This is a genomic window from Corynebacterium sp. CNJ-954 (assembly GCF_001942345.1).
In the GTDB taxonomy this organism is placed as follows: domain Bacteria; phylum Actinomycetota; class Actinomycetes; order Mycobacteriales; family Mycobacteriaceae; genus Corynebacterium.
The window spans coordinates 12,380-28,588 of the sequence record NZ_MKKI01000014.1; the positions used below are offsets into that span (position 1 = coordinate 12,380).

Here is a 16,209-nt window from a genome sequence, read left to right on the forward strand (position 1 = left end):
ACGCGTTCAAGCAACTCACCGATCCGGTAGCGCCCGCCCATCTCGAGAACTTCCGCCAGAGAAGGAGCTGCGCGCGGATGTGGACACCCCGGTGCGGCGTTGCCAATCGATGGTGGCTCAGACCAACATCGTTCTAGCCCTGCCCTCATATCGGTATCTACAGTTCAACTGCGCTATCTCCTGGGGCATGTGGCTGCGAGCTCTCACTGGGGGGAGTGATACCGGGCCGATCTGTACGTTTGTTTCTGGTGACGGCGGCGAGGCTCTCTTCCAGGGAATAGGCATACAGGCCCGGGAACCCGGTCGGCTCCTGCGTGTCTCTGATGCTTTCCTTGCTGCCGGTGCCGGCGTGGGTGACGACGCGGGCGACGTGGCGGAACTGGTCGCGTAGCTCGTCGCTTGCCTCGGCCTCGACGGTGTTCTGGGTGTCGCGGGCCTGCTGACGCTTGCGCCGCCACTCAACCAGCACCGGGTTAGATGCCTTCTTCTGGTCATCATCGGGGCCGGGGGACCGGGGGCTCTGACTGTCGTCGGCTCCCATGTCCTCGTGGTCGAACCGGTTGGCCTCGACAACACGAGCCTCGGCACGTTCAGCACGCTTGGCTGCGAGATCGGCGCGCAGTCTGGCCATGTATTTCTGCTTCTGCTCGGCAGTCGCCGGTGTGCGGGCCCCCAGCAGGCCGTCGGTGATCTGCGCACGCTCGTCCCACAGGGCGATCTGGTCATCGAGTCGGTGGATCTTCGCGATCGCGGAGTCGATCGTCTTCTCGTCGGTGATGGTGGCCTGGTCGGTCCGGCGCTGCCACTCGGCGGCGTTGCCGGCGGCCGCGACAATCTTGCCCCACAGCGGACGGGCCGGCAGACCCTCCTCGGCAGCGCGGGTCTGTACCTGGAGCTCACGTAGCCGCACGGTCGCTGCAGCATGCTCGGCCGAGGCAGTCTCGATACGCTGCTTGCGCCCGATACGCGCGGAGGTCACCGCGGTGCTGAGGTTGTTGTGTGCGGCATTCGCCGCTGCCTGGGCCTCGGCGCATTCGGCGTCGAGACGTCGGTAGACCTCGATCATTTTGGCCTGGGTGACGGTGCGTTCGTACTCGGCGGTGACCGTGACGAGGTGCGGGTAGTTCTCTGCTTCGCGCATCTCCTCGAGTGCTGCAGCCCGTCGGTCGCGCAGTGTATCGGCATTGCTGCGGCAGATGGTGATGTACTGCTTCGCCTCAGAATCGATCATCCGGTCCAGGAAGTCACTGCGGTGACGTCGGCGTCCAGCAGCATCCACCGCATCCAACCCCTTGCGCAGGTGCGTGGGCAGTTCATCACGGTTGGTGATGCGCTCGGCGGTGATCAGAGAGGGATCACGCTGGGCAGCGGCGGCGAACATGCGCACCGTGGCACACCAGGTGGCGTGGTACTCACGCTCATCAGGGTGGGGTTCACCGATCAGACTGGTCCACTCCGGGGTCTCGGACACCGCGGTGTCCCCGGCGGCGTCCAGGTGCTCCTGGATTACTGCATAGGTACCGCAGACGAAGTCGTGTAGCTCAGCGTCCCCGAGGATCCTGCTGCGCCGCTCGGTGTTCTGGGCCGCTGGCAGGGGAGCATCAACCGTCCACAGCAGGTCGCTGTCGGGCAGGATCTTGACTGCGTCGTTGTCTTCGACGGCCATGCGGACCAGGAACGCGAAGCTGTCGCGCTTGTCCTCGTCGGTGGCATCCCACCGGGTTTTCGCCGTGGCGATCGCCGCTGTGAGGATCGTGTCAGTGTCGGCTCCGAGAGCGTCGAGTCGGCCGACGTACTCGGCCAGCCGGCGAGACTGCCAGTCGGCCCGCAGCAGCGCGCGGGCCTCACCATCGGCGGTGGCCGCGACAACAACATCGACGGCGAGCTCTTCGGCCAGCTCGATGTAGGCCGCCACCACGGTGGGCACATCCAGCTCAGCGGTATCCGCAGCAGCCAGCGTGGCATGTGCGGTGACAGCCGAGCCATCGCGCTCGATGATCGAGGCGAGCAGATGCCGCGGTGACATCGGCTGGTTCTGAGGCAGGTGCAAGTCCACATCGGGCACCTGGTCATCAGGCAGGAAAATCTTGTTGAGCGAGCGTCCACGAGACAGCGCGACATAGAGCCCCTGGCGGTCCAGTGACTGTGACGGGATGACGTAGGCACGATCCACGGTCATGCCCTGACTGCGGTAGATCGTCGAGGCGTAACCCAGCTCCACATTCTCGGTGACATACTCAGCCGGCAGGGTCACCTTGTGCCCACGTTCGTGGTGGGCGACGGTCAGCGAGCCATCGTCGCTGACTCCGGTGATGCTCCACAGGTCACCGTTTTTCACCCGGTGCCTGCCGTTCGTGCCGTAGCGGATCGTCGAGTCGTTGGCGCGGGTGACGATCGTGTCACCGACCGCGGCAACCCGCCCGCCGGCAATGGTGGTCTGCCCGGCGGCGGGGTTCACCCGGCCGGAGTCAATGTAGTTCGTCCTTGCCATCTGGTTGAGTGCGTCGACGGTGTGGTTGTCACCGGCGATCATCAGTGCGGTCTTGTTCTGCTTGATGGAGTCCCACCACGCGGTGAACACTCGACCGGGAAGTTCCTCGCGCAGTCCGGAATCCACCCGTCCGTGGGAGATGTACCAGTCGATAACGCTGGTGTCCCCGCCGCGCAGTGTCAGGCTGGCGTCTGCCTCGTCCGGGTCGTGGAATCGGTTAACTTCGGTGAGCACCGGGGCGTCGGTGGCGGTGGCGACCTCGGCGAGCATGCCGCCGGATTCGATCGCGGTGAGCTGCTGGGGGTCACCGACCAGTCGCACTACCGCACCCACCTGGCTGGCTGCACGCACCAGCTCTGCCAGGTCTCGTGTGGAGGCCATACCGGCCTCATCAACGAGAATCACATCACCCTCCCCGACGTCGAGACCATGGGCGATGTTGTCGGAGCCGGGGTGGATGAACTGCGCGATCGTACCGGTGGCAATGTCCGCGTCCTGTGCCAGCACGCTGGCGGCTACCGCGCTGGGGGCCAGGCCGATGACCGTGTTGCCGGACTTCTCCCAGGCGCGGGCGAACACCTCCATCGCGGTGGTTTTTCCCGCGCCGGCGGGACCAATGCCGGCGGCGAGTACCGCCGGGGAGCACAGCAGATGCTCGACGAACTCGGTCTTGTCGGCAGACAGGGTGATGTTCCTGGCGGCCTCGATCTCCGCGGCAGCCTCACGTCCCTGGGCCGGGGAGTGGGCGTTGGCCACCCATAGTCCAGCGGCGTCGGTGATGGTCTTCTCGTCGTCGAGCACCGCCTGGGAGGTAAAGCGGGTGGAAGCGTGCGCAGTGAACACGGACTCACCGTTGGCGCGACGCAGTCGCGGTGAACAGGACTCGACGTTGACCCCGGGCAGGATGCGTTCATGGTCGATGGTGATGCAGTGCCCCGCCAGACACCAGGTGGTGATGCGCTCGACGACAGCGGCTTTCTGCTCGTCGGAGCAGAAGATGAACCGAGCACATTGGCGGGAGGTTTCGGAGGTGATCTGGTACTCAGTCCAGCTGGAGCGCTCCCGGGCGAGGGCGTCCATCACCCGGTCGACGATCGTGTCCTCGGCACCGGGGGAGTAGGGCACACGGCGCTTAGCTGCTGGGTCTCGTATGCGTCCCGCTCAGCCTCGGGAGCCTCAGGGCCGGGGTCGGCAAGGTAGGTGTCACCGGCGGCATACACGTCCTCCAGCACCGACTGGCGGTTGAAGTTGGGGGAGGTGGTGTCGGCGATACCGCGCCATTGTTCGACCATTTCTTGCAGGGATCGGGGTGCAGCTTTTGCTGCGCGGGTCTCCAGGTTCGCCTGTTCCATGAGCTTGTACTGCACATGTTTCGGCGGTGTGCGACCGTAGGTCTTTCGGTAGTCCTCGAGCAGTTCCCGGCCACGGTCCATAACGTCGTCGCGGCGACTCATCGCCCGCATCAGCTCGGTCGGAATGCCTTTGATCTCCCAGACCGGTCGGCCCCCGCGGGACTTCACCACCGGTTCGAACTCGACCTCCAGGTACCGGGCGACCAGTTCGGTGACCCTCTGGTTGTAGTGCTCGGAAGCGGTAACTGCCGCGCGGTGCAGCACGGTGCCGTCAACGGTGCGGTACTTGCCGTCGGTGCAGTGCACCCGGTTGAGCATCGCGCAGTGGGTGTGCAGGTTCGGGTCCCCGGCACGGTTGTCGAAGTGCAGAAACTTTGCCACGGTCGCGCCGTCGCAGTCGATCTTCTCCTGGCCTTGGGCACCGGCGCGGGTGAACACGGCGTTGTCCTCGATCCACTGCAGTGAGGATTCCACTGCCTCAGAGTGGGCCTTCATGATTGCTGTGCGGGTCGTCTCGTCGCCGATACCCCACAGCACCGAGATTGACTTTGCCGGGGTGAAAACCATGTCGTAGCCGGCAACCGGGTAGCGGGCTTCGCGCTTGGCCTGGGCGATGAACGCGGTGATCCGGTCGGAGGTGATCGGGGCGGTGTGCCGCACCGCCTGGTCCTCGGTGCCGAGGCAGTCGGGCACGAATCCATCGGCAGAATCACCCGTCATCGTCTCCACGCCTTGTGCCGCAATGACACCGAACCGGCGCTCTGCATCGGTGGCTCCGGCGTCGATGTCGGTGAGCATCCGGCGGGCTACGATGCACCCGATATCCTCTATTTCCTCCGGGGTGGGTACTGCCGCATGCGCCTGGGTGAACTCGATGGTCTGCTGCTTGACTGCCATCAGGAACGGGTTGTCTCGGTTGAAGTCGGGGGCCCGCCGCCCCAGCCGCACGGCGTTGATCGCCGCAGTCACCCCAGCACCGGAGCGGATGAGCTCGCCGATTTTCTCGTTGGCCTCCGGGTGCAAAAACTCACCGTATGCCGCCAACATCTGCTCTTCGGTGACTTCCCCGGAAACCCCCAACTGTGCGGCACCTTTGCCCCACCATTGGCCGGCCGGGGCACCGTGTGCAGTGTAGTAGTCCGCCATCAACTCGCCGCGGGTGCGTGCGTTGTCGCCGGTGGCCACCTGTCGGGTTAGGTAGGCGTACCCGTCCCCGGCGTGGAGCACCTTCAACGACATCATGGGTGCCATTCTACCGGTGATTTTTCCCGAAGGGAAGCATATCAAGTAATAGTGCAAGAGGTGCGTGGTTGTTTTTCGGACGCGGCAGCGGCCTGGGCGTTGCACGGGGAGCTAGACGGAAGGCAGTCTGAGTGGGCAGGAAAGGGCGGTCAGATCGTGATCATGGGCGGCTAGGTTGCGTCAGGATTCTCGTGGGCCTGTTCTAGGTGTTTGTCCTGCGGTATAGTTCGCTGGTATGGGACACATTACGAAGAAGTCACTCGAGGCGGCGCGACAAAAATTCCTGCGGCAGAACCATGCTGTGATCGAAGCGATGGCAGCAGTCGATGAGATCGAAGAGCAGCGATCCAAGATCGACGAGGAGCGGGAGACAGCGATCCAACGGATCGAAGAGAAGCACTCTGCGAAGTCTCGTGAACTCGACCTGGAGTTGGCCCTCGCCGTCGCTACAGCCCGTGAGTCGATGCCCGCCAAAACTGTCGCTGCCGATGTGGGTATCCCCGTGTCTCGTCAGAAGGAGTTGACCGCGCTGCTCGAGCACGACAAGGCCGGAGACAACACGACCACCCAGTCCGCCGGGTCTGCAGCACCAGTAGAACCAGAGACTGCGGATACTGGGAACGGGGAACGAGCAGAGCAACACTCTGTACCCGTCTCCGCTGACGCTGGGTGAGCGTGAGACGAGATGGGTACTGCATTGTTCACAGTTCCGCCGATCCCCGGACTCGAAAAACTGACGCCCGATCCGGTAGTCAGTGTGCAGCAGTGTGTACCCATCACCGCATCATCGCGAGCAAAGTTCTGGAGTCGGGTCCACATCGATACGGGGGGATGTTGGGTATGGACCGGTGCTGTAGGCGACGACGGATACGGCCGGATCACCTGGACACACCACGGTCAGTCACGAACCCTATCCACCCACCGCTTCGCGCTGCACCTAGCCTTCGGACCGGTTCTTCCTCCCGGTCTGGTTGCAGCCCACGGTTGCGATCACCAACTCTGCATCCGCGTCGGGATAAACCACGTCCATCTGTCCACACAAAGTAAGAACCTCACCCACGCTGTGTCTGTCGGACGGCACGTTGGAACCTCACTGGTCGTCGACTCAACCCGTCGTCGTGATGAGTCCCTGAGCTACCGTGCCGCTCTCACTGGACGTCCTGAGCCACCGTCACTTCCACCACCAGGCACCCAGACCCTGTTCTGATCACTGCACCACTTCACCACATAGGAGACGCGACACCATGAACCCCGACAAGAACACCTTCTCCCAACAAGATCTGCGAGGACACAGCTTCGCCGGCCAAGACCTCACCCACGCTGACTTCTCCGAGTCGGACCTCAGGACAACCCCCGACACTTCCAGTCCGACAACAGCAGACAACATCCTGCGGACCGATTTCACCAACGCCACATTGACCAGCTCCCGGTTCGTCAAGGTTCGCGCCAACCGGGCACTGTTCGTGGATACCAACCTTTCGGGTGCTGATCTCACTCGAGCGGACTTCACACAAGCCGACTTCACAGGTGCTGATCTTTCAGACGCCAACCTCACCGGCGCGACGATTGACCGCACCAACTTCGCCCTGACCAACCGGACCGGAACGATCGGTCTCGAGGAGGTCTAGACCCCATGTCCACCATCGAAGTCTATTCCAAGGACAGCTGCCAACAGTGCAAGATGACCATCAGACAACTCGATAAGCAGGGCCTGGACTACACAATCAAAGACGCCACCGACCCTGCATCGCAGGACTACATCACCACCGTTCTCGGTCACTCCCAAGCCCCTGTCGTCACGGTCAGTGGAAGTGCTGCTGAGGGTGGCGAGTTCCAGCACTGGTCTGGATTTCGGCCCGATAGCATCAAGGCGGTTTCACAACGTACCGAACAAGCCTCAGAGGTTGCACTCGACGGTGCTGCGTCAGCTGAGACTGAGGAACCGAACGCCGTTGCAGCGTCCGCTGGGGCCCCCGATGATCGGTGGATATCCGTTCCAGAGGCCGCTGAGCGTACCGGTCACTCACACAACGCGATCTTCACGCTCATTGATTCCGGGGTGTTGGATTACCAGGAGCGCGGCCAACCGGTCACCCTGTTCGTTGAGCGCGACGCCGTTGAGTCCGACGAGGTGTGGAGTGCCTCGAAAGCCGGGACACGGACAGCCTTTCTCGCCGACGTATCGCGCGGTCGTGAGTTCGCCGCGTCTGATTTCAGCAATATGACTGCCGTAGACCGCCAGCGGGCACCCGGGGTCAACGCTGTCTACGGTCGGGATTTCAGTGGGTCCAACTTCTCGTCGTCTGACCTGGCGGGGATGACGCTCAACCGCTGCGATCTCAACGGTGCCGACCTCACTCAGGCAAACCTGACTGGTGCGGACCTGTCATCGGCGCACAACGTCAGCGCCATCGACTCGCTTGCTGATGCGACCCTGGACCGGGCGAACCTCACCGGAGTGCACTTCTCTGAACAGGCCATCGGGGGAGCCAGCTACAAGCACGCCCTGCTGGGGCTCGCCACGTTCGATGACGTGACTCTCAGCAGTGCTGAGATGCACGGTGCCGACCTCACTGGTGCGGCTTTCAACCGGGTTGAAGCCACTGACGTCAACTTGACCGCGGCCACCGGGCACGGACTGCGCTCCAACGATGTCGACTTCCGCGATACATCATTCGACCGGGCGGAGCTCGGTGGGGCGTACTTCGACAACTGCAAGTTGGGTAACACCTCCCTCGAGAGCTCCGGGCTAGCAGGGGCACGGTTCCTACGCTCGGATTTGGAGTGCGCCAACTTCGCGTACTCCGAACTTCAGGGCGCTTTTTCATCGAGAACTCGCACATCTCCGGTGCCTCGTTCAACCGAGCACGACTGACCGGGGCGATCGGAACAGGCGTGGAGGGTGTGCAGACCAGTTTCGACAAGGCAGATCTCCGTGGCGCGGACTTAAGCAACTCAGACCTGACGGGCGCTGATTTCACCGGAGCCAACACCGACGGCCTGCGGCTCGATGGAGCAGACCTTCAGGGCCCTCGTGGGCTGTCGGTAACCACCGCTGAGAACTCCCCGGATAGGCTTCTTCGCGGCATCCACGCGAACACTCTGCCCGACAGCCTGGCGTCTGTCCGGGAGTCATCATCAACATCCACCCGGACATCGGCGGCGAATCCTGTCGCTGCGGCCTCACCGGGTGCGGATACAGGACCGGCCTTTTAGAACCAGTCCTGCGTGGCTCGTTGCGGCCGGTTCTACAGTGACGGCCCGGTGTCGGGTGCGGAGGCTGATGGTCCCTGTACGGATGCGTTCGGGCCGTCACTTCCGCGTGAGGGGGTGGGGTTGTTCGCGACGTGGCATAGTTGCTCGCTCAGTGCAGCAGCGTGGATATTCGGCGGGGCGGGGAGACTTCGCTCTGCGTCGATCTGGCGTAGTGACTCGGAGAAGCCCTGTAGCCGGTCCTCGATGGCAGCACGTTGGTCGGCGGTGACATCGTACTGGTCGAACTCGTCCTGGTTGATCTGCGTGATGATCCCGATACGTTCACGGAAAAGACCTGGGTCGGTCCCGGGGTCGGTGTCTTCTGCCATCTGGTAGAGCTCGCGGTCGGTGTACTGTCCGGCCTGGCGGATATAGTCCAGGTCGATCAGGTCACGGGTGTAGGTGCGCATGCAGGCAGTAGAGACCTTGGCTCCGATGATGTCGCCTCGACTAAGCACCGGGCCGACGTCAAGCAGGACCGGCGGGGACGCCCGGTAGTCTTCCCCCATGGCGATTTCCACGCTGTCGCCGGTGGCATCACTGACGTGCAGGCGGGCGAAGCTTCCGGTTCCGGCAAGCTGTTCGATCGTCGCCTCGTAGCCGTTATCTTTCAGTGCATCGCAGACCTCGTTGACCGACTCGATGAACTTGTCCCTGTCACCGAAGCGACGGAACAGGTCAATGTCTTCGGTGGGGCGGGTGGTGATTCCGTGCTCGCGTAAGGCTGCGCCCCCGGCCAATGCGAAATCGCCGTCGGCGGCCGCCGCTAACGCGATCTTGGCGATCCGGCGTTGAAACTCTAGGTTGCTGTCCACTAGCGTCCCCCCAGTTCGGGAAACCGGCTTTCCCACAGCTGCTGGGTGCGGAGCGCCTTGGGGATCTTCGGCCAGTCCTGGATCAGGTGGTCCTTGTTGATGATCGTGCAGACGTCCTCGAGGGTGCCTTCCCCGAGTGCGGCACCGTAGGCGATGGAGCGTCCCCCCTGGGTCGACAAATCGACGGTGCTGCCGCCTTTTTTGGCCCAGTGGATCGACTGGGGCACGTTGAACATGCCACCGGTGGGACCGTGCAGGTCGTCGAGGGAGTCGGGTACCGCATAGACCTTGGTGGTGCGGTACAGCACGCGCTGCTGGCCTGAGAGTTCAGAAGTCATACTGTAGGGGCCTTCCTTGTGTCCTCGTGCACCGGTGTTCGCTGTGAGGCGGGGGTATCCGGGTGCGATCCCACCGAGTGTACGATGCGGCGATGCTGCACTGCCGCGCCGTCGATGGGTGCGTGTGTGTGCTGTGGTTTATCCGGCGGCGTCATCGAGCAGCTGGGCGACCCTGCCTTTACTCACCCCGAGCAATACCGCGCTGTCAGCCAGGCTCAGCCCCTCTTGGCGTAAGGCCTGGGCAACCTGCCTGCTCTGCGCGGCCGCGGTTGCCTGCGCCTGGGCAGCCGCCGCTGTTTGCTCACGGGTGAGGGTGATCTGTTCGGCGAGGTGGCCGATGTCCGGGACGATGGTGATGCTCACCCCGGAGTGATCGACCTCAGGGGCAACGGTATCCAGGTAGTCACGCACCTGCTCGGTGGCCCGGGCAAGTGTACGCACAGAGGTCGCGTTGTCCTCGTCGAGGATGAGCTCCCACCCTCCGCTCCACCTACGGGCGGTGACGGTGAGCGGCGCGGAAGTGTCCATGATGTCGGTCTCCTTGAACGTCAGTTGAGCAGTGGTTTTCAGCGGCTGTGTTGTTCCGGAACCGGTGAGCCCGGATACAAACAACAAGGGCGAGCGGTGGTCTCACGTATCGCCGGTGTCCCTACCGGTCGCTTCGTCAATGGCCTTGAGGGCGTTGCGTGTCACCGCCGGTGACACCTCTCGGGTGGTGGTGATGACCACCGGGCGGTCCAAGCCTTCGATGCCCCTCACCTCGTGGCCGCCTTTGCCTTGGCGGAGGCGGACAAACCCGGCGGCGCGCAACTTCTTGACGAGATCCCGGTGCTTCATCGGCTTGGTCATAGTATAGTGTATATCCCCCCTACACCACAACGTAAAGGGGGAATATACGTTTCTAAGTCCAGTGCAGTTCCGTCAGCTATGCGAACCGACTGGAGAGGGCCGAGCAGACCCCCGAACCGATGTATCAGGATTGACATTGTCATACGTTTAACCACCCTCGAAAATATGTAGATAGCTTCTATCGCAAACCTTCGATGGTCTCGACATCAAGAGCTCGGTGATGTCATGAGCCCTATCAGAAGTATTGAGAGATAACACAACCACAGCGAAACAGTAGGACTCGACTCTTCGCGCCAGAATAACCCGACCAGGCGACGCGGATTAAGTGCGCTGTTGGTCGCTCGCAGTCAGCATACTTTACCTTCGTGCACATGAAACCCGTTCCGAAAAAACACAAAAATACATGGCAGAATCCCGGGGGATATCCTCGCGGCGGAGGCCATATATTATCATTTAGGACAAATAAAACGATCAAAGCGCAACTTATATTCATCTCCTACGGCCGTTCGAGTGGACGCCGCGAGAATAGTTACAGCGACTATGGTAACACGCAATATCCGAGCTGGCGCCACCATCCGACCACTGGAAACTTCAACCTTTTTGATCGCTAAGTTTAACCGGTATAATCCTCCGCATATTTCAATAAAAGCTAAACTTGACATTGTCAATTTTGCAGTTACTTAAAACCTAGTCTTGCAACCAAGTTACCGTATCGTCGACGCTTGCGCGCCCAGTGCGAAAATTATTGATCGGGTGCGAATAGTCGGCATATCCAAAAGAAATCCCGCACACAATTCTTCTATCGACAGCTATGTCAAGCTCCTCATGCAGTACTTTTGGCCTCGACGCAAGTGCGGCCTGAGCAACCGAAGCTACCCCTTTACTTCGCGCAGCGAGCATGAAATTACTAATATAGCCACCACAATCGATGGCACCATAATCACCCAACGATTCTGGACTGTGAACAATGGCCAAACATGGTGCACCAAAGAATCGGAAATTCTCCAACATCTGAGAAAACCTTCCGACCACGTCCTCGCGGTCGATCCCCACCGCCTCGTAAAGGAGATGTCCGCTTTCGCGGCGGCGGTCCAGATATTCACCCTCGTAATCTGTCGGAAATGGAATATCGGGATGGTCGGTTTTCCCACTTAATACATCCTCTACCAGAACCGATGCTAACCGCGTTAACGCTCGACCAGTGACGATGGTCACAGACCACGGCTGGCTGTTACACCACGAGGGCGTTAACTGTGCCAGTGAGGCAATCTCACGAACCACCTCGAGAGGGACCGGTTGCGACGTAAAGGCCCTCACGCTAAAACGCTCACGGAGCAGCCTACCTAGAGTCCATTCATCTTCAAATCCTGAGTCAATCAGAACAAATCTCCTGCACGCTCGTATCCACCTTATAATGGTTTCAATTCTAGTTCCTACGGTTGACCGCTGTCAAATATCAGTTGACCACACGAGGAGTAGGGCGCTTTTCTCCGGTGTGCTCAATATTCTCGATTTATAATTGAGAACAAGAAAGAGTGGCGATAAATATGATGAAGATAATTTCAGGACTAATCAACTGGAATACCTCAATAGCCTGGAGTTGAATTATTCTAGAATATGCGCTCTATTACACTCTCATCTGCCGACTGTGGGATGCGCTCCTTGGCGAACGTTATTCATATAATTTCCCCCGAAAGAGGATGGTATCCTGTCGAAAACCTCGGGAATCGTACCACAAACATTCTCCTATGTAGGCTCTTGAACAGCAACACAGATGTAAGGCAAGGTAGACCATAGTATGACCTACTTCCATGCCCCGTGCGATGATTTTCTTCTCCACATAGCGATATCACACTCCATATCGAGAATACCATCGCATAGCCCGAGGCCCACTTATCAGGATCGGGGGTTAAGGTTAGTTTATAATCTCGTCGCCTGACACGGGCTCCTTTAATCTCTTTCTGCAAGGGCACCGTGCAGGCGGCGTATTTTACACCGCGGGTTTCGAGAGCCGACGTCCTCAGATGGCCGCGGTTGCCGCCTGCCACGCCTGGTAGTGGCGCTCGGGGTTGTCAGTGAAGGAGATGTGCCGCGGTCGCCAGTCCAAGAGCCTGCGGGCCTTGGCACTACTCGCCAGCTCGTCCTGGTCGGCAGCCATCTGCATCATACCGCCGTCCTCGGCAGCAGCGAGGGTGATCTCGCCGTTGTAGCCCGCAGCGCGGATCGCGGCATTCTGCATGTCGAGAGCTGAGAGACGCTGGTCATCGGCGATGACGAAGACTTCTCCCCGTACCTGCTCGAGGTGATCGACGATCCGGGCGTAGGCCTCGGCAAGATCATCCACATGCACCCAGCTCCACCGTTTTGTGGGGTCTCCGTAAAAGACGGGTGTGCCGGATTCGGCAGCGGCGAACCACTGGCTGGTCATCGATGTTGCTGCGCTGCCGCCGTAGAGGAATCCCGGACGCACGATCGTGTGCGCGAGCCCCGATGCGGCGAGTTCCGTTTCGAGTCCGAAGCGGAAGGCCAGCGGGCTGTCGGGGTTTCCTGGCGTCAACTCGTCCATGAGGGCGCTACCAGTCCGCCCGTACGAGGAGATACCGGTCGTATAGACGATGTGGGGCGCGCGTCCGCTGCTGTCCTGAAGTGCAGAGAGCTCCTCGAAGACCCGGCGATCAGTTCCGGCAGGGTCGGTCAGATCCATCATTGCGTGGATCAGGACATCGGCAGCGGCAAGGTGCGCGCGCCAGGTCGATGGGTCGGAGACGTCGCCCTGCACCAGGTCGACCTCAGCCTCCGTGAGGCGACGCGCTATCGGTGAGAAGCTGTCGCGGGTCAGGCCTTGCACGCGGTGCCCGGCTCGAGCCAGGGCAGTCGAGATGTGGCGGCCAGCGTATCCAGTTGCGCCGATGACAAAGATCTTCATACTATGAATGTCCTATTCGTGTGGTGATTGACGAGGTGGTCGGTGCTGTGAGGACCGCGGCGGCACCGTCGCCGCGAAGAACCTCGTGAGGCGATCTGCTGTCCACGTGGGGTTGTCAGTGGCGAAGGTGTGTGCAGCGTCGGGAACGATGTCGGCTTCTACAGACCGTGCCGCCTGGCGGGCCCCGTCCAGAAGAACAGACTGCGGCAAACCATGTTCGCCATTGAGTACGAGAACCGGCATCTCTAGCACATCGCCCTCACGTGCGGCTTCTCCATCCTCGATGATCGTCGCGTAATGCTCGAAACCTCCCCGCATCGCGTCATTGGCCGTGTACGCGCGGAGGAGATCGGCCCGCACAGCAGGGTCAGGCCGACTATGACTCATCAGCGACCAGAAGCCGGACAGATAGGCCTCTTCTTTGCCAGCAGTGAGCATCGCGGCAAGCTCGGACTGTGCATGAAAGCCGAAGTGCCAGGAACCGCCGCTTGCGGGATTCATGTGCTCCTCCAAGCCGAACCCCGGTAGGAACGACTCGCACAGCACTAGACGCGCTACATCCTCGGGAAATGCCTGAGCCCAGGCATGTGCCGTCATCGCACCCACATCGGACCCCACGACATAGGCGTTTTCGTATTCCAAGTGTCGTAGCAGTCGGTGCAGGTCTTCTGCTTCATCCCTTTTGGTCCAGTGTCCGGACGGGATCGACGAGTCACCTGAACCGCGGAGATCAACAGCGACAACGGCGAAGCCCTGTTCGGCGAGGAGCGGCATCACTGCTTTCCACTCCACCCAGGTGAATGGCCACCCGTGGATAAGGACGACCAATGGTCCATGGCCGCCGATAACGTAGTGCAGGCGCACGGCACCAGTAGCGGCGTAACCGTGGGCGAAGTCAGGGGGAGTCAGCACATCATCTCCTTGCTTGAGCAATCAACTAATTCGACTGTACACCTTGTCCTTGCCTAGTCAAGTACTCTGTGGGTATGACGAACGACTCCCCACTGACGCCCGCAGAGCTTCGCGTCTGGCAGAGCCTGGGGCGACTGGTTCACATCCTCCCACGCGCACTAGAGGAGGACATGTCCCGGACGGGCTTGAACATGACCGAGTTCGCTGTGCTGTTCCTGCTTGACTCTGCTCCAGATCGGCGCATGCGGATGTCGGACCTCGCGAACGCTGCAGGACTCACGGCATCGCGCATTACCCGGGTCGTCGACGGCTTGTCACGGCATGGTTACCTTCGCAAGGAGCGCCACAGCTCGGATCGTCGAGGTAGTGAAGCGATCCTCACTGACAGGGGGAGGGAGGGTCTTGCTACAGCCCAGCCTGCACATCTCGCTAGTGCTCATAGGCGTATCATCGACCATCTCTCGTCTGCTGACGTCGAGAATCTCGCCGACATGCTCGACCGTATCCTCGAGAATCTGAGTGAAGGTCGGGGCGAAAGCGAAGAAGTTTAGGGCAAGTGCGATGGTGACCAATCCGCGTGTCGGATGCCTACACCAAAACAGTGTATCAAGCAGGCGGGATGTCATCTCTATTGCCTGTCGGCAGCGGCTGTGTCGCCGGAGAAGCCTGAGATGAAGATGCCGGCCTCGACGAGTAGGAAGGAAGTTTTAGTTGTGGACGGTGGAGAAATTATTAGTCTGTTTCAGACGATACATAGTGCTCTTTGAGCCACGAAGGGACGTCGGTCACCCGGATGCCGTGCGTAGCGTTGAATGTCTGCTCCTTCTCCCAGGCAACGCCGGTATCGCGGGCGAAGGCAAGACGGTACTTCCTCATGCCGTCGGCCGGATGCGCCGCCACCTCCGACCGCAGCCACTCCGTGTCCCACAGCACCCGCTCGACAGCATGGCCCAGATGGTCTTCCACCATGTCGGCAAGCTGGGCATAGGTGAAAGTGTCTCCCGCGACGTACACGACCTCGTTGCGGATGCGCGGTTCACAGGCGAGGACGGCAGCGGTGAGCCGCCCGATATCGGTCGACGTGGTCACCGTCAGGCGGTTGTCCCAACTTCCGAGTGCATGGACCCTGGCCTCGTCGAGATCGACCAGGCCGAATGCCGGTTCGAACAGGAAGCTGGTGAACATGCCGGTGGAGACGATGATCCACTGGGTCGCGGACTGTCCGCGCAGCATGTCGCGCACGTCCGACTGCTCGTCGAAGACCTCCTGGCCGCTGCCACGACCGACCACGTCGTAATCGACGCCGAACTGCCAGGACACGTAGCGTTCGACCCCGGCCTGCAGGACAGCGGCGGTGATCTTTCGTTGCGTGCCAGGACCGCCCACGAATCCTGTGCAGCAGATGACCGTGGTGAACCGGGCGAAGATGGCCGCGAGGTCGTCCACGGTGTCGCTCGCCAGGTCGCCGTAGACGACCTGGAAACCCCTATCCTGCACCTGGCGGGCAACCTGGTTCTGGCCGTCATCGGTGGTCGGACGCAGCAGGACACTGGTCGACTGCGCATTGTTCGGTCGCTGCTGCAACAGGCCGTCAAGAACGGCCCATCCCAGTTCACCGGCGCCGATGACGAGGGTGGTCGCGGTACGGTTCTGCGTGTCTGACATGAGTCACTCCTTGCGATGCTGTTGCAAAGTTGGGGTCGGTCAACCAGCATCAGACAGCATGAGCATCTTCTCCGGTCGCCACTTCCCTCAAGAGATCATCCTGTGGGCAGTGCGCTTGTACTGCCGCTACGGAGTGTCCTACAGGGATCTCGAGGAGATGCTGACCGAACGCGGCGCACCGGTGGATCACACCACGATTCTCACCGGTGGGTACAGAAGTACGGCCCCGAACTGGACAAACGTACCCGCTGGTACCGTCAAACCTCGCCGTGGCTCTCCGACTCCTGGCGAGTGGATGAGACCTACATCCGGGTCGGCGGGAAATGGTGCTACCTCTACCGGGCGGTGACCAAGGATGGCCGGA

The 16,209-nt window shown here is 61.1% G+C and carries 15 protein-coding genes and 1 pseudogene; 6 read left to right on the plus strand and 10 right to left on the minus strand.

Going from position 1 to position 16,209, the window contains the following annotated elements; translation table 11 throughout:
* Positions 1 to 157: 157 nt before the first annotated feature.
* Together BJF89_RS07110 and mobF are read right to left on the minus strand one after the other, a co-directional pair.
* Positions 158 to 3,616, minus strand: a complete 3,459-nt coding sequence (locus BJF89_RS07110; protein ID WP_075813581.1) for an ATP-dependent RecD-like DNA helicase — start codon at positions 3,614 to 3,616, stop codon at positions 158 to 160.
* Complete coding sequence (mobF, locus tag BJF89_RS07115) at positions 3,571 to 5,085, minus strand: MobF family relaxase (RefSeq protein ID WP_158026044.1); 1,515 nt, start codon at positions 5,083 to 5,085, stop codon at positions 3,571 to 3,573. The genes BJF89_RS07110 and mobF overlap by 46 nt, the downstream gene beginning before the upstream one ends.
* Positions 5,086 to 5,320: 235 nt before the next feature.
* On the opposite strand from mobF, the gene BJF89_RS07120 reads away from it, so the two are divergent.
* The 4 genes from BJF89_RS07120 (at position 5,321) to BJF89_RS07135 (ending at position 8,301) form a co-directional block, all read left to right on the plus strand.
* Positions 5,321 to 5,758: a hypothetical protein gene (locus BJF89_RS07120; RefSeq protein WP_075813585.1), complete on the plus strand. Its 438-nt coding sequence runs from the start codon at positions 5,321 to 5,323 to the stop codon at positions 5,756 to 5,758.
* Positions 5,759 to 6,329: 571 nt separating this feature from the next.
* Complete coding sequence (locus tag BJF89_RS07125; RefSeq protein ID WP_075813587.1) at positions 6,330 to 6,713, plus strand: pentapeptide repeat-containing protein; 384 nt, start codon at positions 6,330 to 6,332, stop codon at positions 6,711 to 6,713.
* Positions 6,714 to 6,718: 5 nt separating this feature from the next.
* Positions 6,719 to 7,960 (plus strand): pentapeptide repeat-containing protein, encoded by a 1,242-nt coding sequence (locus tag BJF89_RS19965; protein WP_075813589.1) that lies wholly within the window; start codon positions 6,719 to 6,721, stop codon positions 7,958 to 7,960.
* Positions 7,870 to 8,301 (plus strand): pentapeptide repeat-containing protein, encoded by a 432-nt coding sequence (locus BJF89_RS07135; RefSeq protein ID WP_083650554.1) that lies wholly within the window; start codon positions 7,870 to 7,872, stop codon positions 8,299 to 8,301. Before BJF89_RS19965 ends, BJF89_RS07135 begins: the two co-directional genes overlap by 91 nt.
* Positions 8,302 to 8,333: 32 nt before the next feature.
* Here the strand turns inward: BJF89_RS07135 and BJF89_RS07140 are convergent, their stop codons facing one another.
* The 7 genes from BJF89_RS07140 to BJF89_RS07170 form a co-directional block, all read right to left on the minus strand.
* Entirely contained in the window at positions 8,334 to 9,155 is an 822-nt protein-coding gene (locus tag BJF89_RS07140) for a nucleotidyl transferase AbiEii/AbiGii toxin family protein (protein WP_075813593.1), read from the minus strand.
* Positions 9,155 to 9,493 carry a hypothetical protein gene (locus BJF89_RS18850; RefSeq protein ID WP_075813595.1) on the minus strand — a complete coding sequence of 113 codons (339 nt, stop codon included), beginning with the start codon at positions 9,491 to 9,493 and terminating at the stop codon, positions 9,155 to 9,157. Before BJF89_RS18850 ends, BJF89_RS07140 begins: the two co-directional genes overlap by 1 nt.
* 138 nt (positions 9,494 to 9,631) lie before the next feature.
* On the minus strand, positions 9,632 to 10,021 hold the full coding sequence (locus BJF89_RS07150; protein ID WP_075813597.1) for an antitoxin HicB: 390 nt from the start codon (positions 10,019 to 10,021) through the stop codon (positions 9,632 to 9,634).
* A gap of 102 nt (positions 10,022 to 10,123) precedes the next feature.
* Entirely contained in the window at positions 10,124 to 10,342 is a 219-nt protein-coding gene (locus BJF89_RS07155; RefSeq protein ID WP_075813599.1) for a toxin HicA, read from the minus strand.
* Between the two features lie 687 nt (positions 10,343 to 11,029).
* Positions 11,030 to 11,722 carry a nitroreductase gene (locus BJF89_RS07160; RefSeq protein ID WP_075813600.1) on the minus strand — a complete coding sequence of 231 codons (693 nt, stop codon included), beginning with the start codon at positions 11,720 to 11,722 and terminating at the stop codon, positions 11,030 to 11,032.
* Between the two features lie 640 nt (positions 11,723 to 12,362).
* A complete protein-coding gene (locus BJF89_RS07165; protein WP_075813601.1) occupies positions 12,363 to 13,268 on the minus strand; it encodes an NAD(P)-dependent oxidoreductase in 906 nt (301 codons plus the stop codon).
* A gap of 12 nt (positions 13,269 to 13,280) precedes the next feature.
* Positions 13,281 to 14,201 carry an alpha/beta fold hydrolase gene (locus BJF89_RS07170; RefSeq protein WP_083650556.1) on the minus strand — a complete coding sequence of 307 codons (921 nt, stop codon included), beginning with the start codon at positions 14,199 to 14,201 and terminating at the stop codon, positions 13,281 to 13,283.
* 53 nt (positions 14,202 to 14,254) lie between these two features.
* Here BJF89_RS07170 and BJF89_RS07175 point away from each other — a divergent pair, with 53 nt between their 5' ends.
* Entirely contained in the window at positions 14,255 to 14,731 is a 477-nt protein-coding gene (locus tag BJF89_RS07175; protein WP_075813604.1) for a MarR family winged helix-turn-helix transcriptional regulator, read from the plus strand.
* A 181-nt stretch (positions 14,732 to 14,912) separates the two neighbouring features.
* Here BJF89_RS07175 and BJF89_RS07180 read toward each other — a convergent pair whose 3' ends face one another.
* Entirely contained in the window at positions 14,913 to 15,845 is a 933-nt protein-coding gene (locus BJF89_RS07180; protein WP_075813606.1) for an aromatic alcohol reductase, read from the minus strand.
* 58 nt (positions 15,846 to 15,903) lie between these two features.
* Here BJF89_RS07180 and BJF89_RS07185 point away from each other — a divergent pair.
* Positions 15,904 to 16,209: pseudogene (locus BJF89_RS07185) on the plus strand (IS6 family transposase); the annotation flags it as partial.